This window comes from Nonlabens antarcticus (genome assembly GCF_015356755.1).
GTDB classification, from domain to species: domain Bacteria; phylum Bacteroidota; class Bacteroidia; order Flavobacteriales; family Flavobacteriaceae; genus Nonlabens; species Nonlabens antarcticus.
The window spans coordinates 25,045-46,930 of record NZ_JADFCO010000065.1; the positions used below are offsets into that span (position 1 = coordinate 25,045).

At 39.3% G+C, this 21,886-nt stretch carries 22 protein-coding genes; 14 read left to right on the forward strand and 8 right to left on the reverse strand.

What is annotated here, in order from left to right:
• The first annotated feature begins 35 nt into the window (after positions 1-35).
• Positions 36-2,885 carry a T9SS type A sorting domain-containing protein gene (locus IQ282_RS08105; protein WP_194851364.1) on the forward strand — a complete coding sequence of 950 codons (2,850 nt, stop codon included), beginning with the start codon at positions 36-38 and terminating at the stop codon, positions 2,883-2,885.
• 2 nt (positions 2,886-2,887) lie between these two features.
• Here IQ282_RS08105 and IQ282_RS08110 read toward each other — a convergent pair whose 3' ends face one another.
• Positions 2,888-4,654, reverse strand: a complete 1,767-nt coding sequence (locus IQ282_RS08110) for a 1-deoxy-D-xylulose-5-phosphate synthase (RefSeq protein WP_194851365.1) — start codon at positions 4,652-4,654, stop codon at positions 2,888-2,890.
• Positions 4,655-4,833: 179 nt separating this feature from the next.
• Here IQ282_RS08110 and IQ282_RS08115 point away from each other — a divergent pair, with 179 nt between their 5' ends.
• Positions 4,834-5,283: a nucleoside deaminase gene (locus IQ282_RS08115; RefSeq protein WP_194851366.1), complete on the forward strand. Its 450-nt coding sequence runs from the start codon at positions 4,834-4,836 to the stop codon at positions 5,281-5,283.
• Here IQ282_RS08115 and IQ282_RS08120 read toward each other — a convergent pair.
• Entirely contained in the window at positions 5,280-5,546 is a 267-nt protein-coding gene (locus IQ282_RS08120; protein ID WP_194851367.1) for a hypothetical protein, read from the reverse strand. The genes IQ282_RS08115 and IQ282_RS08120 overlap by 4 nt on opposite strands.
• Positions 5,547-5,808: 262 nt before the next feature.
• Positions 5,809-7,557 (reverse strand): aspartate--tRNA ligase, encoded by a 1,749-nt coding sequence (gene aspS / locus IQ282_RS08125; RefSeq protein ID WP_194851368.1) that lies wholly within the window; start codon positions 7,555-7,557, stop codon positions 5,809-5,811.
• Positions 7,558-7,791: 234 nt separating this feature from the next.
• Here aspS and IQ282_RS08130 point away from each other — a divergent pair, with 234 nt between their 5' ends.
• The 3 genes from IQ282_RS08130 to IQ282_RS08140 all read left to right on the forward strand — a co-directional run bounded on the left by IQ282_RS08130 (position 7,792) and on the right by IQ282_RS08140 (position 10,604).
• On the forward strand, positions 7,792-8,142 hold the full coding sequence (locus IQ282_RS08130) for a toxin-antitoxin system YwqK family antitoxin (protein ID WP_194851369.1): 351 nt from the start codon (positions 7,792-7,794) through the stop codon (positions 8,140-8,142).
• Between the two features lie 223 nt (positions 8,143-8,365).
• On the forward strand, positions 8,366-9,061 hold the full coding sequence (locus IQ282_RS08135) for a TetR family transcriptional regulator C-terminal domain-containing protein (RefSeq protein ID WP_194851370.1): 696 nt from the start codon (positions 8,366-8,368) through the stop codon (positions 9,059-9,061).
• A gap of 202 nt (positions 9,062-9,263) precedes the next feature.
• The gene (locus tag IQ282_RS08140; RefSeq protein ID WP_194851371.1) at positions 9,264-10,604 is read left to right on the forward strand and encodes an ABC1 kinase family protein; all 1,341 of its coding nucleotides are present in this window, start codon (positions 9,264-9,266) and stop codon (positions 10,602-10,604) included.
• 358 nt (positions 10,605-10,962) lie between these two features.
• Here IQ282_RS08140 and IQ282_RS08145 read toward each other — a convergent pair whose 3' ends face one another.
• Both IQ282_RS08145 and IQ282_RS08150 read right to left on the reverse strand, forming a co-directional pair.
• The gene (locus IQ282_RS08145) at positions 10,963-11,184 is read right to left on the reverse strand and encodes a hypothetical protein (protein ID WP_194851372.1); all 222 of its coding nucleotides are present in this window, start codon (positions 11,182-11,184) and stop codon (positions 10,963-10,965) included.
• A 123-nt stretch (positions 11,185-11,307) separates the two neighbouring features.
• On the reverse strand, positions 11,308-12,597 hold the full coding sequence (locus IQ282_RS08150; protein WP_194851373.1) for a metal-dependent hydrolase family protein: 1,290 nt from the start codon (positions 12,595-12,597) through the stop codon (positions 11,308-11,310).
• Between the two features lie 99 nt (positions 12,598-12,696).
• Between IQ282_RS08150 and IQ282_RS08155 the strand changes: the two genes are divergently transcribed.
• Positions 12,697-12,948, forward strand: a complete 252-nt coding sequence (locus IQ282_RS08155; RefSeq protein WP_194851374.1) for a type II toxin-antitoxin system ParD family antitoxin — start codon at positions 12,697-12,699, stop codon at positions 12,946-12,948.
• A 341-nt stretch (positions 12,949-13,289) separates the two neighbouring features.
• Here IQ282_RS08155 and IQ282_RS08160 read toward each other — a convergent pair whose 3' ends face one another.
• Positions 13,290-14,423: a DegT/DnrJ/EryC1/StrS family aminotransferase gene (locus IQ282_RS08160; RefSeq protein WP_194851375.1), complete on the reverse strand. Its 1,134-nt coding sequence runs from the start codon at positions 14,421-14,423 to the stop codon at positions 13,290-13,292.
• Positions 14,424-14,522: 99 nt separating this feature from the next.
• On the opposite strand from IQ282_RS08160, the gene IQ282_RS08165 reads away from it, so the two are divergent.
• On the forward strand, positions 14,523-15,797 hold the full coding sequence (locus tag IQ282_RS08165) for a 3-deoxy-D-manno-octulosonic acid transferase (protein ID WP_194851376.1): 1,275 nt from the start codon (positions 14,523-14,525) through the stop codon (positions 15,795-15,797).
• Positions 15,775-16,749 carry a peptidase associated/transthyretin-like domain-containing protein gene (locus tag IQ282_RS08170; protein ID WP_194851377.1) on the forward strand — a complete coding sequence of 325 codons (975 nt, stop codon included), beginning with the start codon at positions 15,775-15,777 and terminating at the stop codon, positions 16,747-16,749. The genes IQ282_RS08165 and IQ282_RS08170 overlap by 23 nt, the downstream gene beginning before the upstream one ends.
• Here the strand turns inward: IQ282_RS08170 and IQ282_RS08175 are convergent.
• Positions 16,746-17,408: a DUF2461 domain-containing protein gene (locus tag IQ282_RS08175; protein ID WP_194851378.1), complete on the reverse strand. Its 663-nt coding sequence runs from the start codon at positions 17,406-17,408 to the stop codon at positions 16,746-16,748. The two genes, IQ282_RS08170 and IQ282_RS08175, sit on opposite strands and share 4 nt — an antisense overlap.
• Before the next feature lie 121 nt (positions 17,409-17,529).
• Between IQ282_RS08175 and IQ282_RS08180 the strand changes: the two genes are divergently transcribed.
• The 3 genes from IQ282_RS08180 to IQ282_RS08190 all read left to right on the forward strand — a co-directional run bounded on the left by IQ282_RS08180 (position 17,530) and on the right by IQ282_RS08190 (position 18,275).
• A complete protein-coding gene (locus IQ282_RS08180) occupies positions 17,530-17,772 on the forward strand; it encodes a hypothetical protein (protein ID WP_194851379.1) in 243 nt (80 codons plus the stop codon).
• Between the two features lie 157 nt (positions 17,773-17,929).
• The gene (locus IQ282_RS08185) at positions 17,930-18,097 is read left to right on the forward strand and encodes a hypothetical protein (protein ID WP_228547274.1); all 168 of its coding nucleotides are present in this window, start codon (positions 17,930-17,932) and stop codon (positions 18,095-18,097) included.
• A 10-nt stretch (positions 18,098-18,107) separates the two neighbouring features.
• Entirely contained in the window at positions 18,108-18,275 is a 168-nt protein-coding gene (locus IQ282_RS08190) for a hypothetical protein (RefSeq protein WP_194851381.1), read from the forward strand.
• Between the two features lie 30 nt (positions 18,276-18,305).
• Here IQ282_RS08190 and IQ282_RS08195 read toward each other — a convergent pair whose 3' ends face one another.
• Positions 18,306-19,079, reverse strand: coding sequence for a LexA family transcriptional regulator (locus tag IQ282_RS08195; protein WP_194851382.1), 774 nt, complete (start codon positions 19,077-19,079; stop codon positions 18,306-18,308).
• 131 nt (positions 19,080-19,210) lie between these two features.
• Between IQ282_RS08195 and IQ282_RS08200 the strand changes: the two genes are divergently transcribed.
• From IQ282_RS08200 to dinB, 3 genes are all read left to right on the forward strand, one after another.
• On the forward strand, positions 19,211-20,038 hold the full coding sequence (locus IQ282_RS08200) for an SOS response-associated peptidase (RefSeq protein WP_194851383.1): 828 nt from the start codon (positions 19,211-19,213) through the stop codon (positions 20,036-20,038).
• A 25-nt stretch (positions 20,039-20,063) separates the two neighbouring features.
• Positions 20,064-20,348 (forward strand): hypothetical protein, encoded by a 285-nt coding sequence (locus tag IQ282_RS08205; RefSeq protein ID WP_194851384.1) that lies wholly within the window; start codon positions 20,064-20,066, stop codon positions 20,346-20,348.
• A gap of 196 nt (positions 20,349-20,544) precedes the next feature.
• Complete coding sequence (gene dinB, locus IQ282_RS08210; protein WP_194851385.1) at positions 20,545-21,759, forward strand: DNA polymerase IV; 1,215 nt, start codon at positions 20,545-20,547, stop codon at positions 21,757-21,759.
• The last annotated feature ends 127 nt before the right edge of the window (positions 21,760-21,886 follow it).

Sequence of the window (21,886 nt, forward strand, 5' to 3'; positions counted from 1 at the left end):
GTTATACCGTATGTTTAGAACTTAAAACCAATCAAATGAAGAAATATCTCCTATCCTTTCTTGCAATTGCTTTCATCATTACTGTTGTTTTCATGCTGATACCTAGCGAGGAAAAACCTTCACACATGGACCTAAAACGCGCCAAACATGAGAAGTATCTTGCTAATTCACCCTATGAGATTACTAAGAATTTAAATAAGAAAGAACGTAAAAAAAGAGGTTTACCGCCAAATGGATATAACGAACGTATGTGGGAATTGACTATGGATCCAGCATTAGGTTATCCCACGCCTTTTTTACAAAATCCTATTCAAATACCCTCTGATTTTGCAAAAGGAGCTCCAGGATCTGCAACATCAACGTGGACAGAAAGAGGGCCACGGAATGTAGGAGGTCGCACAAGAGTTATATTTTATGACCCCAATGATGTAGGGGGGAACAATGGTGATGGAGTTGATTACAATAGAGTTTTTGCAGGTGGTGTAGGTGGTGGTTTATGGGTAAACGATAATATAAATAGTAATGCCAAAGAATGGAAAATAGTTCCAGGTCTAGCAGGCAGTTTAATGGTTTCCTCTTATGCTATTGATCCTATTGACTCAAATACTATTTACATAGGAACAGGAGAACAATACACAGATGGCGCCTCGATAGGAAATGGACTTTATAAAAGTACAGACGGTGGTAATAATTGGACATTACTTAACATCCCCATTGCTGGAGGTGGTGACTTTGGAGATCCAGAAACAACAATATTTAAATCAGGGATTTTTCATGTCAATGATATAGTGGTTAGGCCTGTAAATGGTCAACCTTCAGAACTTTATGTAGGTGTAGGGGCATCAATTTACTCTTCCCCAAACTTTACTACAACAAACCCTCAAAATTTTTTAGGCGCACAAAATGCTGGTATTTATAGAAGTACCGATGGAGGATTGACATGGAGCAGAATTGAAGGTACTACATTAAGCTTTGGTTTTAACGGGAGACAGTTTCCAGTTATTCCTAATGACTTTGAGTTGAACACGAATGGAAAAATTTACATGAGCACGATCCATACTCGAGGCTTAAATCAAGGTGGAGGCAGGATTTATTCTAGTATTGATGGAATAGAATGGCGATTAGAAACAGTAATTTCTGGAGGCGACCGTGTGGAATTAGAAGCATCCAGTACAGACCCCCTAAAGCTTTATGCTCTAGCAGAGGTAAATGGCCGTGCAGATATTTTTAAAACAATCAATGGTTTTCAAAGTTTAGATCAATTATCTGAACCAGAAGATGCTGACCTGGGTATATCTGATACAGATTTTACGAGAGGCCAGGCATTCTATGATCTAATGATAGAAGTCGATCCTATCAATGATGAGAAAGTATATGTAGGTGGTATTAACGTGCATCGTACTTTAGACGGAGGTACTAGCTGGACCCAGATATCAAAATGGTCAAACAACGCTAACATGAATACTTTAACTGTTCCATTTGTTCATGCAGATGTACATGCCCTCACATTCAATCCTGGAGACTCGAATCAAGGTTTAATAGGTTCAGATGGTGGGGTTTCTTTAGTTTCTTCTTTCAATGGAGCTTCAAGTAATAATTCCAATATTTCAGACCGAAACTTTGGTTATAATGTTACCCAATTTTATTATGGCGATATCGCGCAGATCGATTTTGAAAATGGAGATGAGTTTATTGCAGGAAGTCAGGACAACGGTACTCAAGTATTCAACAATTCACGTGCTAATAGGTTGACTTTTACATCAGACCCATCTGGAGGTGATGGATCCTATTCGGCCATTGATGCAGAAAGTGGTTACGCAATATTAGGATATACCTCCAGAACTCATTATTATGTAAAATATCCCATTCCTTTTGGGAATAATATCTTAAACGGTTTATTGAATTCTGGAGATGCTTATGAAATTTCAGATGAAAATGATGGAGATTTTATTAACGTTGCAGAGTTGGATTCTGAATTTGATGTGTTCTATGCAAACTCAAGGACGGCAACTAACGCACCTTCTATTACCGCTTGTTCATTAGGAGCAAATGCAGCTTCCTGTGTAGAGTTGACTGATGCCTCTATATCAAATGGAAGAGCCACTGCTATGAAAGCTTCTCCATTTACAACCACTACACCAACTTTATATTTTGGATCACAAAACTCTAAGCTGTACAGAATAGGTAATGCAAACACGAACTCTGCTAAAACCATTGTAGACATTTCCAGCCCTGATTTTCTAGGTAGCATTTCAGATATTGAATTTGGAGCCAGTGAATTAGAAATCTATATTACCATGCATAATTATGGTGTCAATAATATCTGGTTCACAAATGATGGTGGAATCACTTGGGCTCAAAAAGATGGGAATCTACCCGATATTCCAGTTAAAGCAATTTTACAAAATCCGTTAATCGCAAATGAGGTAATTATTGGTACTCAAATGGGGATTTTTGCTACCGATGATTTTGACAGTGCAAGCCCTACATGGACACCATCCATTAATGGAATGACAAATGTTCCCGTTTATGATCTTGATTTGAGAACCGCAGATAATACCGTGCTTGCGACGACTCATGGTCGTGGATTATATACAGGTAAATTTGATGCGACCACCGCAAGTATTAGTAATGTTGCAAAGGAAAAAGCACTGCGCATCTTTCCAACTCAAGCGACTTCAGAGATTTTCCTTTCTAGTGAGAAGAATTATGAAAACGTAGAGATTATAATTTACAATCTCAGTGGTCAAGAAGTTTACCGTCAAAAACAAGCTGTTTCCAGTAACAGACAGCGCATTGACGTTTCAACTCTTAGTACAGGTTTTTATTTGCTAAAGGCCAAAGGTGATGGACTCAATGAAACCACTAAATTCTTAAAAGAATAGAATTATAGACTTTTTATAAGTTTCAACAAGGCCTCCCTATCATAACCTGCAATACGTTGCAAGTCGGCAGTGGGGCCTTGTTCTATGAAAGAATCTGGTATGCCTAATTTGTGGATATGGGGAAGTGGGGTTTTCGCTTTCGCGGAAGCGAGATCGCACACAACACTACCCAACCCACCCACAATAGTACCATCCTCGATCGTTATAACATGTTCATGACTTTCTAGAGCGGCTAAAATTGTCTTCTCATCCAGCGGTTTTAAAAATCGGACATCTATGTGAGTAACCTCTAAATCCTCACTAGAGATCAATTCTTGAACCATTGCTCCTACAGTTCCTATACTTAAAACGGCAATGTCCTTACCCATTTGTAAAGTTCTAGAGGTACCTATCACCAGCTGCTGGAAAGGAACTTTCCAATCTAACAACTTCCCACGACCACGCGGATACCTAATAGATATAGGGCTGTTTATTCCTAACTGGGCTGTGTACATCATATTGCGCAACTCTACAGCATCCATGGGCGCTGCAACAATCATATCTGGAATGCAATTGAGAAATGCGAGATCAAAATTACCGTGATGCGTTGCACCGTCCTCACCCACAAGTCCTGCACGATCCAGACAAAATATAACGGGTAATTTCTGTAGAGCAACATCATGGATAATCTGATCGTACGCACGTTGTAAAAAAGTCGAATAAATATTACAAAACGGAATCATTCCCTGTGTAGCCATACCGGCCGCCAGCGTTACCGCATGCTGCTCTGCAATTCCCACGTCGAATGCTCGTTCTGGAAAGGCATCCATCATGATTTTCATGGAACTTCCCGTAGGCATCGCTGGCGTGATACCTACTATTCTATCATTCTGCTGAGCAAGTTCTACTAACGTGTAACCAAAAACGTCCTGAAATTTCGGTGGTAATTTGGTGTCATCCTTTACCGGAATCTCACCTGTAATTTTATCAAATTTTCCGGGTGCGTGGTATCGTACTTGGTCTAATTCAGCTTGTTTTAAGCCTTTACCTTTTGTGGTCCTAACGTGAAGTAATCTAGGACCCTTTAATCCTTTCTGACGCTGTAATTCTTCCAAAAGCTTTGGCAAATCATGACCATCAATTGGCCCTGAATAGTCAAAGTTGAGCGACTCAAAAATATTGTCGCGGCCAGTTTCCTTGCCTGATTTGGTTTTAGTTAGGTAATCTTTTAAGGCGCCAACGGCAGGATCAATCCCAATAGCATTATCGTTGAGAATCACTAATAAATCTGCACCGCTGACTCCAGCATGATTGAGAGCTTCAAATGCCATACCGCTAGCTATACTTGCATCGCCTACAACTGCGATGTGTTTGCGCGATTCTCCTTTAAGCTGGCTAGCCATAGCCATTCCTAACGCAGCACTTATCGCGGTTGAACTATGTCCCACACCAAAGGTATCGTATTGACCTTCTGATCGTTTAGGAAAACCTGAAATCCCATCGAGATCCCGATTCGTATTAAAAACATCACGCCTACCCGTCAATATTTTATGGCCGTATGCTTGATGACCTACATCCCAAACTAATAAATCCTGCGGTGTATCAAATACATAATGTAGCGCGATAGTTAATTCTATAACGCCTAGACTCGCACCTAAATGACCTTCCTTAGTTGCTACTGCATCAATAATAAACTCACGCAATTCCCTAGCAACGATAGAAAGCTCCGTTTGGTTCAGAAGCTTCAAATCGGCTGGAGAATCTATTTTTGAAAGTAATTTTTGAGACATAATTCAAAGGTAGTACTATCCAGTTATGGGTAGAGAATTATGAGATAAGAGTTTTAAAAGCTGTGAGCTGAAAAAAAATATGGCTGTGTGAGCAAACTATTTTATAGCTTCGGCCTCAGTAAGGTTTAGGTTTTGGATCAAATTTATTTTTTCTTTACTTTTTATTTTACTTTTAACCCATGATGGAACCCTTCGACGACACTTACTTCATGAATAAAGCCTTGCAAGAGGCCGAAACTGCAAAGGATCGTGGAGAGATTCCCGTGGGTGCTGTCATTGTAGCAGACAACCGAATTATAGCCAAAGGCCACAACCTCACAGAAACCCTAATCGATGTCACTGCCCATGCCGAAATGCAGGCGATTACCGCTGGAGCCAGTTTTATAGGAGGAAAATATTTAAAGGATTGTACGCTTTATGTGACGCTAGAGCCTTGCCAGATGTGCGCAGGCGCGCTATACTGGTCTCAGATCTCTAGAATTGTTTTTGGAGCCAGCGATGATCATCGTGGTTATCGCAAAATGGGAACTCAATTGCACCCCAAAACCCAAGTTACCCATGGAATTCTCGCAGCGGAATGCTCGTCGTTACTGAACAGCTTTTTTACAGCAAAGCGCAGGCTTAATTAATTCCACTTACTCTTATCATCCCAGTCGTCTTCCTCAGCCAGTTCTTCCTTGCTTTTAGTGTTGAAAGTAAACTTAGACATATCTTTTTTTCGGTATCGTACGACAATGAACGTAGGCATTAAAATCAGAAACATAAATGCCGTAGCAAAGCCTATCATCTTATTACCTAACAAAACGTCGCCAGTATCAATCACATAGAATCCGGCTCCTATGACTGCAAGAGTAATAAGTAATACGATTCCTAAAATTTTAGTGGCGTTCAAATTATTGGTTTTAGGTTTAATGTTCAAGGTTCTTTTAGGGATGTGGTTTTTGGTATGCGGCAGTGAGCTGTGAGCTGTGAGCTGTGAGCTGTGAGCGAAATTAAAATTTTACTTTTTTAATCAAAAGTGGTTAATCAAAATAGCTATTTTCTGCCCTATTTAGGTGTTCAATATTTTTAAATCGATGTTAGATCTTCAAAAACTCTTAACTCATAATCTTCCTAATCGATATTCAAAACCTCAAAGAATCACAGTTCGAAAACTAAACCGTTACTTTCAAACTCAGCTCTTTCAACTGCACATCATCAATTTTAGAAGGTGCATCGATCATCACATCGCGACCATTATTATTCTTAGGGAATGCGATAAAGTCCCGAATCGTTTCCTGACCACCTAATATCGCAACCAATCTATCAAAGCCGAACGCCAGTCCCGCGTGTGGTGGCGCGCCATATTCAAAAGCATCCATCAAGAAACCGAATTGCGCTCGGGCTTCCTCTTCGGTAAACCCTAAATGTTCAAACATTAAGGCTTGTAACTTCTTATCAAAAATCCGTACAGATCCACCACCTATTTCGTTACCGTTTAGGACTAGATCATAGGCGTTTGCTCTCACGTTTCCTGGATCTGTGGACAGTTTGTCGATATCCTCAGGCTTCGGTGATGTAAATGGATGGTGCATCGCGTGGTAGCGATTTGACTCTTCATCCCATTCTAACAATGGAAAATCGACTACCCATAATGGTGCAAATTGGTCAGCTTTCCTTAGGTCTAAACGTTCTGCCAGTTCCATCCTCAAGGCGCTCAATTGTGCTCTGGTTTTGTGGGCTGGTCCTGAAAGTACGCAGATCAAATCGCCTGGTTTTGCGCCTGTGGTTTCTGCCCATTTAGCGAGGTCATCCTGATTGTAAAATTTGTCGACGCTGGACTTAAAGCTCCCGTCGTCGTTACATTTCACATACACCATTCCCAGAGCTCCTACTTGCGGTCGTTTCACCCAGTCGACTAACGCATCGATTTCCTTGCGGGAATACGATCCTGCACCTGGTACGGCGATTCCCACTACAATTTCTGCCTCGTTGAAAATTTTGAAATCTCTCGCTTTCGCGAAAGCGGAAAGATCACCAAACTCCATCCCGAACCGAATATCCGGCTTGTCATTACCATACTTCTCCATCGCCTCATTGTAGGTCATCCTGGGGAATTCTGCTACCTCTACATTCTTAACTTTCTTCAACAAGTGACGGGTCATTTCTTCAAAAATATTCAGCACATCTTCCTGCTCTACAAACGACATCTCACAGTCTATCTGTGTGAATTCTGGCTGGCGGTCTGCTCGCAAATCCTCATCTCTAAAACATTTTACGATCTGGAAATATTTATCCATTCCACCAATCATCAACAGTTGCTTAAAAGTCTGTGGAGATTGTGGCAATGCATAAAACTGCCCTTCATTCATACGGGAAGGGACCACAAAATCGCGGGCACCTTCTGGCGTGGATTTGATCAAAACAGGGGTTTCCACTTCAACAAAATCCTTACCGGCCAGAAAATTGCGCACTTCCATGGCAACTTTAGACCTAAAAATTAAGTTCTCACGAACCGGATTCCTTCTTATATCCAGATAACGGTATTTCATGCGCAGTTCTTCACCACCGTCCGTTTTATCTTCAATGGTAAATGGTGGCGTTTTAGACTCACTTAGTACATTAAGTTCTTTAACGAGAATCTCAATGTCTCCCGTGGCCATATTGTCGTTTTTAGACTCGCGCTCAATAACGGTTCCTTTCACCTGGATCACAAACTCACGACCTAGATTTTGGGCTTGTTCTAGAATCTTTTTATCAGTGCGTTCCTCATCAAAAATCAATTGGGTAATACCATAGCGATCACGCAGGTCCACCCAAACCATAAATCCTTTATCGCGGCTTTTTTGAACCCATCCGGCAAGTGTGACTTCAGTATTGATATCGCTGGCGCGCAGGCTGCCACAATCGTGTGATCTGTACATAATTATATCTTGTAATAAGCGTGCAAAAATAAGCCGATTCTAAACATCTATGACGGAATTTCTGTATTAAACACTTTAAAGATCAGTACCGTGAACACCTAATTTGAATCATGTCACATATATACTAGCCTAATTAATAGTGTTTTATCATATCTATGTAAATTTAATGTTATGTGAATGTTGCATTAATGTTTACTATTGATTAAATTCGATAGTCAATTTAAAGCTAGAACTATGAAATATGTAATGATAATTGCAGTGATGATGATTGGCATGATCACATTTGCACAAAAAATAAAACCAGAATTTGTCCAATTAAAAGATGGAATAATAACGGCTACTTATTTTCACGAAAATGGCAAGGTTGCGCAAACTGGAAGTTTTGTCAATAATAAACGTGACGGAGAATGGACGAGCTACAATAACAAAGGAACAAAAACCGCAACAGCCCTATTTGATAGCGGTAAGAAGGTAGGGAAATGGCTTATCCGTAATGGTGATGTTTTAACTGAAGTTGATTACCAGAACAATCAAATTGCTTCAGTAATCACTAAAACAGATAAAAATCCGGTGGTAAATAACTGATTCTATACTGTTCAAATCATAACCATCTAAACCGTTCTGCTTAAAGCTGGACGGTTTTTTATGTTTCTACGTTTTCAAACCAAAGTCTTGTTTTAACTACAAATTATCTATTCCATAGTGCAATTATTGACCATGATCAACGACTCAACCTTAACACAGTTTTGTTTAATGACTCAACGCAGAATATTAAACAGATTGTATCTTTACTTAAAGCATTGAAATTATGGCCACTGTAAAAAATACTACAGATAAAAAGACCTCTAAAAAGGCACCTAAGAAGAAAGAAATCAATCGTCAGGATGTGATTACTGCATATATGGAATACGTTCTTGAGCATGAGAAAACGCCTAAAAGTGTTTTTAAATTTGCTAAGGATAATGGAATGACTGAGGCAGAGTTTTACGGGTTCTTCGGTAGTTTTGAAGGATTACGCAAGGATATTTGGAATACGTTTTTCACGATGACGATGGATGTTGCCCACAAAAGCGAGGATTACCACGGGTTTTCTAACCGTGAGAAGATGCTCACTTTCTTCTATACTTTCTTTGAATTATTGACGCTCAACCGCAGTTATGTGTTGTTTGCCTTACAGGAAAACCAACATATGATGAATAAGATGGAGCAGCTTAAAGGTTTGCGCAAACACGTTAAAGGATTTGCTAAGGAATTGATACAGGAACGCAACGAGAATAAAACTAATATTTTATTAGAACGTTCTGAAACCATTTATGGTGAAGGCGCTTGGGTACAAATGTTGTTTTTAATGAAGTTCTGGATGGACGATGACAGCGCTGGTTTTGAAAAAACAGACATGGCGATTGAAAAATCTGTCAATACTATTTTTGACGTGTTCGATAATACTCCGCTTGATGCCGTACTGGATTTTGGTAAGTTTTTGTGGAAGGAAAGAATGTCCTAAAATTAAGTTGAAACGAAAGTCAGAGATTCTTATCGAGATTATTCTAGTGAACTAAGTTTTTTTTAGATTCAGTTGTTTCTAGAATTAGATTTTACTTGCTTTAATATTATTTCCACAAATTTTAAACAAATTCGCTTTCGCGAAAGCGAAGATGACTTAAAACCGGGTGCATAATTCTACATAATGCATTCAAAATTGAATTATGAAAACATTAGACAGAATTCCCACAAGTAAAATAGGTCGTACCACCGAAATGGTGAAGACTGGAGTTAAAATAGGTGGGAATTACATAAAATATTATTCTAAGAAAGCTGTGAATCCTAGTATGGACCGCAGTGAACTGGATGAGGATAATGCCACAGACATCTATGATGGTTTAAAAAATTTAAAGGGAAGTGCATTGAAAGTGGCACAGATGCTTTCTATGGATAAAAGTTTATTACCAGGTGCCTATGTGGAAAAATTTAGCCTAGCGCAATTTAGCGTTCCGCCCTTGTCAGCGCCATTAGTAAGAAAGACTTTTAAGAAATATCAAGGTGCTTTTCCTGAGGAGGTCTATGATAAATTTTCTAAGGATTCTGTGAATGCTGCAAGCATAGGGCAAGTTCACAAGGCAGAGAAAGATGGTAAGGAACTCGCAGTTAAAATTCAATATCCAGGTGTGGCAGATTCCATAAGCAGTGATCTAGCCATGGTAAAGCCCATTGCAATTAAAATGTTTAACCTTAAGGGAGAAGATTCTAAACGTTACTTCTCAGAAGTTGAGGACAAGCTTCTGGAAGAAACAGATTATAACCTTGAAGTTGATCAGAGCATTGCCATTACGGAGGCTTGTTCACACATTCCAAATTTAAAATTCCCTAAATATTACCCAGAGCTTTCCAGCAAACGCATCATCACAATGGACTGGATGAATGGGAAACACCTTAGCGAATTTGTAGCTCTGCCTTTCTCACAAGAAACCGGTAAAAAACTAGGGCAAACACTTTGGGATTTTTATATGTTCCAGATGCACGGGTTGAAAGCTGTTCATGCAGATCCACATCCTGGAAACTTTCTGATCTCACCTGAAGAGGAGTTGATCGCGATTGACTTTGGTTGTATTAAACAAATACCCGATGAGTTTTACGTTCCTTATTTTGAACTAGCAGTTCCTGCGAGTATCAATAATCCAGAAATTTTCAGAGAGAAATTGTTCCAACTTGAAATTTTGCGCAAGGATGATAGCGATAAAGAAATCAAGTACTTCTCCACCTTATTCCACGAAATGCTCAGTTTATTTACCAAGCCTTTTCAAGAAAAAACCTTTGATTTTGCAGATGAATCCTTTTGGGATCAAATCAGCTCCCTAAGTGAAAAATACAGCAATGACAAGGAATTGCGCAAGATGAATGGTAATCGCGGAAGCAAACACTTTTTGTATATTAATCGTACATTCTTTGGATTGTATAATTTATTACATGACTTGAAAGCAACCGTAAACACAAGGGATTATGTAAAATACCTGGACGAAAAAGGATTTGTGAATCATCCTGCTTTGTAGGAAATGATTTGGATTTAAACAAAAAACTGCCGCTTTTAGCGGCAGTTTTTTGTTTACAGGTTTTTCTTGGGATTTTGTCTAGCGTCAAAAATTCTTACAATGAAAATGTTATCGTCGGCTACTCGGTAAGTAACCCTCAAATATTGATAGAAAATTTTTCTATAGTTAAACTGATGACTAACGAATTGGTTATCTATAGATCCAATTTTAGTGAAATCATTTTCTGAAACGAGAATATCTATGAAGTCAAAGAAACCGATGATTATAAATTTGGCTTTATGCTCGCCGTATAATTCTTTGTAGAATTCACTTGTTTTCTGTAAATCTTTTAAACCTCTACTTGATAAAGAATAATTCATTAACCCTTGAACCAGGTCATAGCCATTGCACGAGCTTCTTCTAAGGAGTAAATCCGTCCAACTCTAATATCTTCTTCGGCCTCTAGGATTCCTGCATCCAGTTCTTCTTGTGTTTCTCCCGCATAATAATGGGCCGCTGCTTCTTGAACCAAATGCAGAAAATCTTCATCTGCCTCATCGATAAGTTTGTGGAGTTTGTCTTTCAGGTTTTGATCAGGCATAATTTAAAGGTAGGTAATTCTACTTTCTCAAGAGCAGAGTTAATTCTGTCCTTAGCAAATGTGCTTTCCAGCTTTTAAAATAATTTATTTTGAGTTCGCTTTTGCGAAAGCGAACTAGGGCTATCAGTTTTTATAAACTTCCCCATCCTTCATCACAAAGGTCACTTTTTCCAAGGTCTTCACATTCTTCTCAGGATTTTCTGAAACTGCGATGATATCTGCAAAAAATCCGGTTTTAACTTGGCCTATTTTATCTTCCATTTTGAGAATTTTTGCAGGAGTAATAGTCGCGCTTTGAATAGCTTCCATCGCGGGCATTCCTGCCTCTACCATGTAACCAAATTCCAAGGCGTTCTTCCCATGTGCATATACTCCAGCATCTGTTCCAAAAACAATCGGTACACCACGCTTATAAGCTCGTTCAAACATTCCCTGAATCTGTGGACCCACTGCTCTAGCTTTAGGAACCACGATATCCGGATAGAATCCTTCTTCCTCTGCTTTCATAGCCACTTCTTTTCCCGCAGTGATCGTAGGAACCAGATAGCAATTCATTTTTTTCATAAGATCCATAGTTTCCGCGCTCATATAAGTGCCGTGCTCGATGGTCTTTACACCTCCTAATATTGCTCGTTGCATTCCTTCATCGCCATGCGCATGCGCTGCAACATGCATATTATAATCAGCTGCCGTGCTAACGATCGCTTTTATCTCTTCTAATGTAAATTGTGGGTTACTTCCGTTTTTTGCAACACTAAGAACTCCGCCAGTAGCTGTAATTTTGATAACATCGGCTCCATTCTTATAACGATAGCGTACTGCTGCTCTGCCTTCATCTGTTCCATTTGCGACTCCTTCCCGTGGCCCTGGACTTCCCATAAAGTCTTGATTACCTCCATTTGTAGGGTCTGCGTGTCCACCAGTCGTGGCAATAGCTTTTCCTGCGGTATACATACGTGGTCCAGAAACTTTTCCCTTATTTATCGCATCCCGCAAACTGATATTAACACCGCTACCGCCTAGATCACGAACCGTTGTAAAGCCAGCCATTAATGTTTTTTCTGCATATCCAACAGAATTATAAGCAACGTCTGATGGATCATCTACAAATTTTGAAATATATGCCTGCGGATTATATTCCGTTTCCATGTGAACATGCATATCTGTTAGGCCTGGTAAAACCCATTTATCTTTAAGATCAAAATATTTTACATCTTGCGGTATGGCTGTGTAGCCTTTAGAAACATCTGTAATTTCTGTACCGTTGACTTTTATGGTTACCTCGTCCATCCATTTACCTGTTTCAGTATCCAGCAAATGTCCTGCGTGAATAAAGGTTGTGGTGGGGGTTTTTTGTGCGCTTAGCGTCATTGAGCAAATCAAGATAAGAGCTATAAGAAGTCGGTTTTTCATCATCACGTTTTAAAAAGCGAGAAGTTACGGAGGATTTACAGAACTATAAATGTCCATTCTTGTCCATTTGTGCTAAATTTTGATATAAACAGATTTATTATGAATGTTTCCTTTACAGAAAAACAAGAAAAATACATTAGAGACCTGGTCGCCTCTGGTAACTATAAAAATGCCAGTGAGGTAGTTAGGGAAGCAATGCGCCAACATAGCGAGGAACAAGATCGAAAGCTGGAATGGTTATGCGCTGAGATCCAGAAGGGGATTGATAGTGGATCTAGCGGTATGACTATTAAGGAGATTTTTGCCGAAGCAAAACTAAAGGCACTTTCTTTTCAAAAACTAGCAGGTTAATTATAGACATAAGTAATGAGGCAAGGGATAATCTTTCTGCCATTGCATTTTATACTTTTCTCAATTTTGGAGAACGTCCAATGAATATATACAGCGTTCAATTTGATACAGATTTTGCAAGAATAACTAAAAATCCAACTATTGGCATACTACGATTAGAGCTTGGCCAAAATGTTTACTCGACTATAAGCGGAAGCCATATAATATATTATGGAGTCGAAGCCCCACTTTATACATAATAAAGATCATTCACGGCAACAGAGCGGATCCAACAGAGTTCCAATTTCCAGATTAAAACATGAAACTATTCCGCTTTCGCGAAAGCGAAAAAGCTCTTCAATCTAACGATTCACAAACTCAATAATAGTATTTGTAATAAGATCAATCTGCTCTTCATCCAGCTCTGTGTGCATGGGCAATGAAATACATTCTTGCACCAGTCGGTTTGTAACTGGAAAATCAGCCTCATTATAGCGTTCATCCTGATAAGCTTTTTGCTTGTGCAAAGGAATGGGGTAATAAACACCGCAGGGAATTCCGCTTTCATTCAAGTGCTTGACCAGCGCATCGCGGTCTGTATCCTTTACGGTCAGTGTATATTGATGAAAAACGTGACAATCACAGTTATCACAAATCAACGGAGTTATAATTTTTTCTTCCTGAGCAAAGGCATCTGTGTATTTGCGTGCTGCATCGCGCCTGGCTGTATTATAATCATTCAGATTGCGCAACTTGACCCGCAGAACTGCTGCTTGCATAGAATCAAGCCTTGAATTTACTCCTACTACATCATGGTGATAGCGCTCATACATTCCGTGATTTACAATCCCGCGAATCATGTGGGCAAGATCATCATCATTAGTAAATATTGCCCCTCCATCACCGAAGCAACCTAGGTTTTTTGACGGGAAAAATGAGGTTGTTCCTGCATGACCTATGGTTCCAGTTTTAGATTTTGAGCCATTACTATGCATATAATTAGCTCCTATACCCTGGGCATTATCCTCAATTACATAAAGATTGTGTTCTTCTGCCAGAGCCATAATTTCATCCATATTTGCAGCAAGTCCAAAAAGATGCACGGGAACGATTGCTTTAGTTTTAGGAGTAATGGCACGTTTCACCGCCTCAATATCAATATTGAAATCATAAGGATTCACATCTACCAAAACTGGCGTGAGATTCAAAAGCGCAATAACTTCTACGGTTGCAGCAAACGTAAAATCTGCGGTGATCACCTCGTCACCAGGCTTCAAACCCAGTCCCATCATGGCAATCTGCAAAGCATCAGTTCCGTTAGCGCAGGGAATTACATGCTTCACATTCAGATATTCCTCTAATTCTTTTTGAAACGCGTGGACTTCAGGACCATTAATAAACGCAGTAGATTCAATGACTTCCATCACATTTGTATCCACTTCAGTTTTTATTTTTTCATATTGACCTTTAAGGTCCACCATTTGAATTTTGCGCATTGGGTATGTAAAATTATAGCTGTAAACAGCGGTATTATTGTAAAAGTACGATATAAGTTGCGCATCGCCCAACGCCTATTTTGTGGTATTTTTGAATCTATGTCTATCTTAAAATGTATTTATGATACGGGTTCCGCTTTCGCGAAAGCGTGCTTACCTGTAGCCGGTTTTTTTAATAAGAAAATAAAGTTAGGATCTCAAGGTCGTGACAACTCATGGCATATTCTAGATTCGAAAATCAAACACACCGTTCCTAAAATATGGGTGCATGTAGCGTCTTTAGGGGAGTACGAACAAATTGTTCCTGTACTAGAAAAATTGAACCGTAAGAAATATCAAGTCGTCCTTACCTTTTTTTCACCATCTGGATACGAAAACAAAAGGGATACAAAGCTGGCAGATATCGTTTGTTATCTTCCCATTGATGCGGTGTCTTGCGTCAATAAATTTATAAGTCTAGTGGACCCATCCCTAGCAATTATGGTCAAGTATGAATTCTGGCCCAATTATTTAAATACCTTAAATGAGAAGCATGTTCCGACTATATTAGTTAGCGGCATATTTCGTAAAAACATGAGCTTTCATAAATGGTACGGCTCCTGGATGAAGAGCTCTCTGGAAGCATTTGATCATTTCTTTTTACAAAATGAATCTTCTTTACAAGAACTTGCTGCACTGGGATTTGAGAATGCGAGCGTCAGTGGGGATACTCGATTTGATCGCGCTAGCCAGCTCATAGAACATGATAATAGCATCCCGTTATTAAAAGAATTCATCGATGGTCATCCATGTTTAGTGGTAGGTAGCAGCTGGCCTGCAGACATCGAGATCATGAAATCCTGGTTAGAAGAAAATAACATATCGAAAAGATGTAAAGTCATTATTGCACCGCACGAAGTGGGCGGCGGGAAACCTGATCAACTTATTGATTCTCTAAACTACTCTCCTTTAAAATGGACATCAATACAGGGTGGTGAAATGCATGACCTTAAAAACACCAGCACCTTAATAATTGACACTATTGGATTGCTGACTAAAGCTTACAGCTATGCAGATGTTGCCTATGTGGGCGGTGGCATGGGGACCTCAGGGCTACATAATATTCTGGAGGCCGCCACCTATGGCGTGCCGGTGGTTATAGGTAAGAATTATGAAAAATACCCTGAAGCTGGAAAACTGGAAGATTTAGGCGGGCTATTTTCTGTCAAAAATTCTGCTAAATTTACTGATATAGCTAATAAGCTGTTTGAAGACGATTTCCTGCGGGATAAAACGGGCATGATTTGTGGCCATTGGATCAATAGTAATACTGGCGCTACTGATCAAGTGTTAGAGTACTTAAAGACTATCGATGAAGAATTTATTATTTTTTAGCCTTTTTCTAATCGGGTGGATTGCTACGGCGCAAAAAATCACTGTCCTGAACAAGGATACTAACGAGCCCGTTTCTTTTGCAACGATCAGTTTTGGTAATGGGCTAGGTACATTTGCAGATGGTGACGGTATATTTACGCTTTCGCGAAAGCGATATCCCGACCTAGATTCTATAACAATATCCTCCATAGGATATAAGGACCTGCTCATTGCAATGACAGACATAGCACCGACGATTTATTTAAATCCATCAACGGCGCAACTTGAAGCCATTGTGTTACAAGGACGACTTGAAGGGAAATTTAAAGAATCAGAGGTCGATCCAGTTGTGCACGATAATTATTTTAATTGCTGGCTACCTACTGTAGAATCTGAAATAGCTGTCAAATTTGAACGCAAGAATAACAATCCTACCTTGCTAAAAACCCTTTTAATCCCAGTCATCCTTGAAGAAAGTCAGTCTAGCAATAAAGGGAAACTGCGTAAATTTTCCACACTTTTCAGGGTTCAACTCTACGATGTAAACTCAGATGGATCGCCTACAGATAAATCATTTTACCCTTCTCAAACTTTCCTGATCACAGAAAAAACTGATAAAGTTCACAAGTTAAATTTAGAGGAGTTTCGCATCCAAATTCCACAAAATGGAATTTTCGTTTCTATTCAAGTTTTAGGAACAACATATCCAGATGGTAAGTTGATTGACGCAAAAAAATACCGAGAAATCCGCACTAGAAGAGGTTTGGAAAAAATCTCAACTACATACCGACCTTTATTGCCTTTTTCTGATGAAATTGAGGGTAATAAAACATGGGTTCGCCGTATTTTTTTCAATAACAAAACCTGGCAACCCTTTGACCTTTCCTACAATCCCAATAGTAATTTAGTCCGATCTGGCCACGATAATTATGGAATGGGAGCTATTCTGAAAGTTTATGAACCCAGCAATTAAACAGTAACGGCTTTATTCAAATATTTTCTGAACGGCAACATTTCTTTATAAATCTCTACACATACATCTTTAAAATCGTCTTGCATAATTTCCTTTTGAGTGACGTTATGCTGGACAGCAAAAGTCTTTCGATTTAAAAGGTCTATATATTTGTGATCTTTAGGGTACCCTTTAGGAGAAGTTTTTAAAGAATCCCCATCGTCAATCAAATTTCCGAAAGTGTTTATAAACGATTCGTTGCTGAGTATCTTTTTGAGTTCTTTACCATTATAGTCTATGGCATCACGTATGGAATCTAGTACTTCTTTTTTAGGTTTGTAGAACCCTCCTGCAATAAAGGAACCATTGACCCCTAGATGTATATAAAAATCGCCCTGCTTACCATTATCTGATAAGTCCAGCCCAGCACCAAAATGATCCTTATATGTAGACTTATTAGGGTGATACAATAAATTATTATTTATTCTATTGATAGCGCGTTTGCCTTCCGTTGAATGATAATTAGGGTCAACTTTTCCAAGATCTGCGTCTAGTTCATTCAGCCAGGATTTATACCAGTCTCTGACAGCTTCATACTCATTGCGATTTGCGTCCATCCATTCTTTATTATTGTTCTTCTGTAGGTCCCTCAAGAAGGAAAACATTTTATTGAAACTCATTCTATTTTTTCTATAAATATAGAAATGAGAGGATTAGATTGTTAATAAGTTATGAGAACATTAGCAAATCAGATTGTGTAAAAAAATACTTTTGCCGCCCTAATCATTTAATCATTTGACCATGAAAAAAATCGTATTCACCCTAGCTGCTGTTTTTATGGGAGCAACTGCATTGACTTCTTGTCGTGATAGTGAAAAAGAAACTGAAACTATCGTAAAAGAAGTCGAAGTTACTGCCCCTGCAACTACTCCAGCTGCCACTAATGAATCTGAAGGTATTTTAGAGAGAGCTGGACAAAAAGTAGATAGCAAAGTAAATGACGAAATCGATAACCAGATTGACCAAATAGGAGACGACAATTAATTAAAGACTTTGATTTTGAATGATGAAAGTGATCTGTTTGCTTTTTTTGTTCAAAAGCCTGGTTTTTAACATATCCTTTTTATATTTAACCCCTTAACCTAAACTTTTAAAAATGAAAAAATTAACTCTAGTATTTATTGCATTATTCACAGTATCAATGTTCGCTACTTCATGTAGAGATGAGGCTGACACTACAGAAGAAAAAATGGAAGAAGTAGCTGACGATATGGAAGACGCTGCTGATGACATGGAAGACACTATGGAAGAAGGTGTTAACGAAGTTGAAGAAAACACTGGAATGGGTGGTGTTGATGATGCTTCCTAATTTAAGTACTATGAAAAAGATCTTTTTTACACTTATAATTCTTTTTCTTGCGACACCTACTTTTATGGGTTGTCGTGATGAAAAAACTGTAGAAGTTGAAGAACTAGCACCAGACGCTGATGATAGCGGTGACGATGAAGGTTTTGATACTAATCCTACAGAAAGTGATCCAGATTGATCTTAATCAACTATTAAAAGAAAAGGAACCTTAAACGGTTCCTTTTTTTATGCTTGCTATTTCGCTCCTTAGACTATCAAGTCCCTGTTTTAAAGATATCATTGCTTCTTGCCCCTCATAGACATCCAGGTCAAAACTCAGTTTTGAATTTACTTCCCACAACTCGCTTATTTCTACCACCGGTTGTTCGATCACGGGATAATCTCTATTTAAGGAAATCAACAAAATGCCTTCTGGCGACTCCGTCTTGCGCAATTTTTTTACCACTACAGTGTCTGGCGTTACCACCACATGGATCTTATTATCATTTGCCTGACGCACATTCTCCACGGCACGCGCCATAACCCATTCACTGGGCTGCAATACAGGCAACATACTATCGCCATTCACCTGGAAGGCACGGTAGCTTCCTTCCTTATATTGGGGTAATGGAATATGAAAAGCAGGCAATTCATTGTACCAGTCCGTATCCAGTACATTACTGGCATAACCTGCACTCGCTTTAATGGGAACCATGATCATATTCTCACGATCGCTAGTGTCCATAGTAATAATTTTAGGCGCGGTATTATGGCTGGTTTCTAGGTATTTATTATAACTAACACCATACAACCACAGTGGGTTGATGTTAAATTGACGCAACAATTCTGACACGATTTTTCCCGTAATCTTCTTCTTGCCACGTTCAATATCTGCAGTAGTACTTCCTGCCTCTAACAGTTCTGCAAACTCACTTTGTGTCTTTCCCAGATCCTCTCGTACCTGTTTAAACCTCTTTGCCTCGGTTGAAATCTCTTGTGCCATGTGCCAAATATACCTTTTTTAGGAATAGTTCCAACTTTAACATTGGATTATTTCCATTTATTGGGAATTATTCCATACTTTTGGATCTCAATCGGGAATATATCTTGGAATATTTCCTAAAACTAAACATTATGTGTGGTAGAGCATCTGTTATAACACCTGAAGCCCTTTTAGAGAATCGGTTTAATGCCGCTTTCGCGAAAGGTGTTCATCTAGAAGAAAACGTAAACATAAGTGCAGGCAACAAGATCCCGGTAATCACTGGCGATAAGCCCAACCATATACAGATGTTTACATTAGGTTTCACACCGCACTGGGCACACAAGCAAACCTATATGATCAATGCCCGTGCAGAAGGAAGCCATAATATAGAGAATGATCCTAATTATAACGGGCCCGCAGGAATCTTCCAGAAACCTATGTTTCGCCATGCGATCAAATCACAACGATGCCTCATTCTAGTAGATGCATTTATTGAAGGCCCTAAACAAGAGAAACTCAACAAACCATACTTGGTCTACCCTAATAGGGATCGTGGCCCTTTCGCCCTTGCTGGAATTTATGACATATGGGAACATCCATTAACAGGAGAACAACATCATACCGTTGCCATAGTTACAAGCGCCGCAAACCGTCTAACCCAGCGCATAGGTCACCATCGCTCTCCAGTAGTTTTAACTAGAACACAGGAAGAAAAATGGCTGGACTCAGATTTATCCGTAAAGGAACTTACAGAAATCATGAAACCATTCGATTCTAAAGGTTTCAATGCCTACCCTATTTCGCAGAAAATAAAAAGTCCAGAAGCAAATGGACTCGAATTACTCAAACCCATAGGCGATAAAATATTTAAAGACTACGACAGATGTCTTTATGAACGTCTCAAGTTTGTAGAAGATGATTCCCTAACCATACGTGAAGAACGCCTTGTAGAAGGCGACCAGTTCGTTCTCTTTTAAAAATTAATCCATAAAACCAACCGCCATGAATATTGAAAAGATTAAAACAGATCTAGCCGTACGCGTTCAAAAGCTAATGGCAATTAGAAAGGAAACAGGCCACCTAAATTTCAAGGCAGCCAGTACCGTTAAAACATGGCGGGATAAAGTAACCGACACAGAAGAGCTCGTGCAAAAAGTATATGACACCTTGAACGAGGTCTTACAATGCAACGGTATACAGTTTTCAAACCATTTAGAATACGATGGACTTATTAGCGATCTGGAACCGACCGTAAATGATCTAGTCCTACGTAACATGGAAGACTGACTTAGAGAAGACAATATTCATTTTAAAACTAGCTAAACCTCACAGGGAAACCTCGTGAGGTTTTTTGACCACTAGATTCTGAAAACGGTAGTTCTCTGTGCCAGTGAGAGATTAGCTTAAAAAACAACAGACTCAACAACCAAAAACCAGAAGTATCCATTCACAAACTAATAGGCAAGAAGGAAAATAATATCACATGGAAAAGCAAATCATACATCTGGATTTAGATACATTTTATGTCTCTGTGGAACGTAAGATGGATTCCCGTCTTAGAAACAAACCACTGTTGGTAGGCGGCACAAGTGACCGTGGGGTTGTCGCTGCCTGCAGTTATGAAACCAGAGGTTTTGGAGTTCATAGTGGCATGTCCATGAAACTAGCAAGGCAGTTGTGTCCAGAAGCCATTGTGATAAGAGGCAATGCCGGCACCTACTCTAAACATTCTGACGAGGTAACAGAAATCATCAAGCAAGAAACTCCACTTTTTGAAAAATCCAGCATTGATGAATTCTACGCAGATCTCACGGGAATGGATCGGTTTTATGGATGTTATAAGTTGGCTTCTGAAATACGGAATAAGATCATAAAAGAAACCGGCTTGCCTATCTCTTTCGGTTTATCCGTCAACAAAGTAGTTTCTAAAATTGCGACTGGCGAGGCAAAACCCAATGCCCAACTTATGATTGATACGGGTCACGAAAAAGAATTTATGGCTCCGCTTTCTATAAAGAAAATTCCGCAAGTGGGCGATAAAACCTATCAGACCTTGCGTCATTTAGGGGTACGGCAAATACGCACCATCCAGGAAATGCAGGAAGATATGATGATCCGGGTTTTAGGGAAAAATGGAAGTATGATCTGGCGTCGTGCCCAAGGTTTAGATAATAGACCCGTGATCGCATTTAATGAGCGCAAGTCCATTAGCACAGAACGCACTTTTGATAAAGACACCATTGATGTGGCAAAACTGAAATCCATTCTTATTGCCATGACAGAAAATCTTGCATTCCAGTTAAGGCGCGGCGATAAACTCACAGCTTGCATCAACGTAAAAATTAAATACTCCGATTTCAATACGTATTCTAAACAGTTGCGTATTCCCTTTTGCAGTGCAGATCACATATTGATTCCTAAGATTCTAGAAATTTTTGAGCGATTGTACAACCGCAGATTGCTAGTTCGATTGATAGGCATCAGATTTTCACATTTGGTCAGTGGGAATTATCAGATCAATCTGTTTGATGATACAGAAAACGCACTGAATCTTTACAATGCTTTGGATAAAATGAGAGAGAAATACGGCGACCGTAGCGTGGTTAGAGCTTCCGGATTAGGTGCAAAAACCATAGGCAGGATGACCAATCCATTTAATGGTTTGCCGCCGGTAGTTCTTGCACATAGGAAACAGTGATCGGGTTATCAGTTATCAGTTATCAGTTATCAGTTATCAGAAAATATCAGTTCGAGCGCAGTCGAGAACAGTTTAGGAGTTAAAATTTAGATATAAGCTCATTAGGAGAAAACACGATAATCGGCAG

Excerpts from the sequence above, each read along its gene's own strand:
- IQ282_RS08205 (WP_194851384.1), top strand. The coding sequence starts at position 20,064 with ATGAATATTGAAAAGATTAAAACAGATCTAGCCGTACGCGTTCAAAAG.
- IQ282_RS08175 (WP_194851378.1), bottom strand. The coding sequence starts at position 17,408 with ATGAGTTTCAATAAAATGTTTTCCTTCTTGAGGGACCTACAGAAGAAC.
- IQ282_RS08105 (WP_194851364.1), top strand. The coding sequence starts at position 36 with ATGAAGAAATATCTCCTATCCTTTCTTGCAATTGCTTTCATCATTACT.
- IQ282_RS08185 (WP_228547274.1), top strand. The coding sequence starts at position 17,930 with ATGTTCGCTACTTCATGTAGAGATGAGGCTGACACTACAGAAGAAAAA.
- dinB (WP_194851385.1), top strand. The coding sequence starts at position 20,545 with ATGGAAAAGCAAATCATACATCTGGATTTAGATACATTTTATGTCTCT.
- IQ282_RS08165 (WP_194851376.1), top strand. The coding sequence starts at position 14,523 with ATGTCTATCTTAAAATGTATTTATGATACGGGTTCCGCTTTCGCGAAA.
- IQ282_RS08190 (WP_194851381.1), top strand. The coding sequence starts at position 18,108 with ATGAAAAAGATCTTTTTTACACTTATAATTCTTTTTCTTGCGACACCT.
- IQ282_RS08115 (WP_194851366.1), top strand. The coding sequence starts at position 4,834 with ATGATGGAACCCTTCGACGACACTTACTTCATGAATAAAGCCTTGCAA.
- IQ282_RS08155 (WP_194851374.1), top strand. The coding sequence starts at position 12,697 with ATGAATGTTTCCTTTACAGAAAAACAAGAAAAATACATTAGAGACCTG.
- IQ282_RS08130 (WP_194851369.1), top strand. The coding sequence starts at position 7,792 with ATGAAATATGTAATGATAATTGCAGTGATGATGATTGGCATGATCACA.
- aspS (WP_194851368.1), bottom strand. The coding sequence starts at position 7,557 with ATGTACAGATCACACGATTGTGGCAGCCTGCGCGCCAGCGATATCAAT.
- IQ282_RS08135 (WP_194851370.1), top strand. The coding sequence starts at position 8,366 with ATGGCCACTGTAAAAAATACTACAGATAAAAAGACCTCTAAAAAGGCA.
- IQ282_RS08200 (WP_194851383.1), top strand. The coding sequence starts at position 19,211 with ATGTGTGGTAGAGCATCTGTTATAACACCTGAAGCCCTTTTAGAGAAT.
- IQ282_RS08110 (WP_194851365.1), bottom strand. The coding sequence starts at position 4,654 with ATGTCTCAAAAATTACTTTCAAAAATAGATTCTCCAGCCGATTTGAAG.
- IQ282_RS08140 (WP_194851371.1), top strand. The coding sequence starts at position 9,264 with ATGAAAACATTAGACAGAATTCCCACAAGTAAAATAGGTCGTACCACC.
- IQ282_RS08160 (WP_194851375.1), bottom strand. The coding sequence starts at position 14,423 with ATGCGCAAAATTCAAATGGTGGACCTTAAAGGTCAATATGAAAAAATA.
- IQ282_RS08195 (WP_194851382.1), bottom strand. The coding sequence starts at position 19,079 with ATGGCACAAGAGATTTCAACCGAGGCAAAGAGGTTTAAACAGGTACGA.
- IQ282_RS08145 (WP_194851372.1), bottom strand. The coding sequence starts at position 11,184 with ATGCCTGATCAAAACCTGAAAGACAAACTCCACAAACTTATCGATGAG.
- IQ282_RS08150 (WP_194851373.1), bottom strand. The coding sequence starts at position 12,597 with ATGAAAAACCGACTTCTTATAGCTCTTATCTTGATTTGCTCAATGACG.
- IQ282_RS08170 (WP_194851377.1), top strand. The coding sequence starts at position 15,775 with ATGAAGAATTTATTATTTTTTAGCCTTTTTCTAATCGGGTGGATTGCT.
- IQ282_RS08180 (WP_194851379.1), top strand. The coding sequence starts at position 17,530 with ATGAAAAAAATCGTATTCACCCTAGCTGCTGTTTTTATGGGAGCAACT.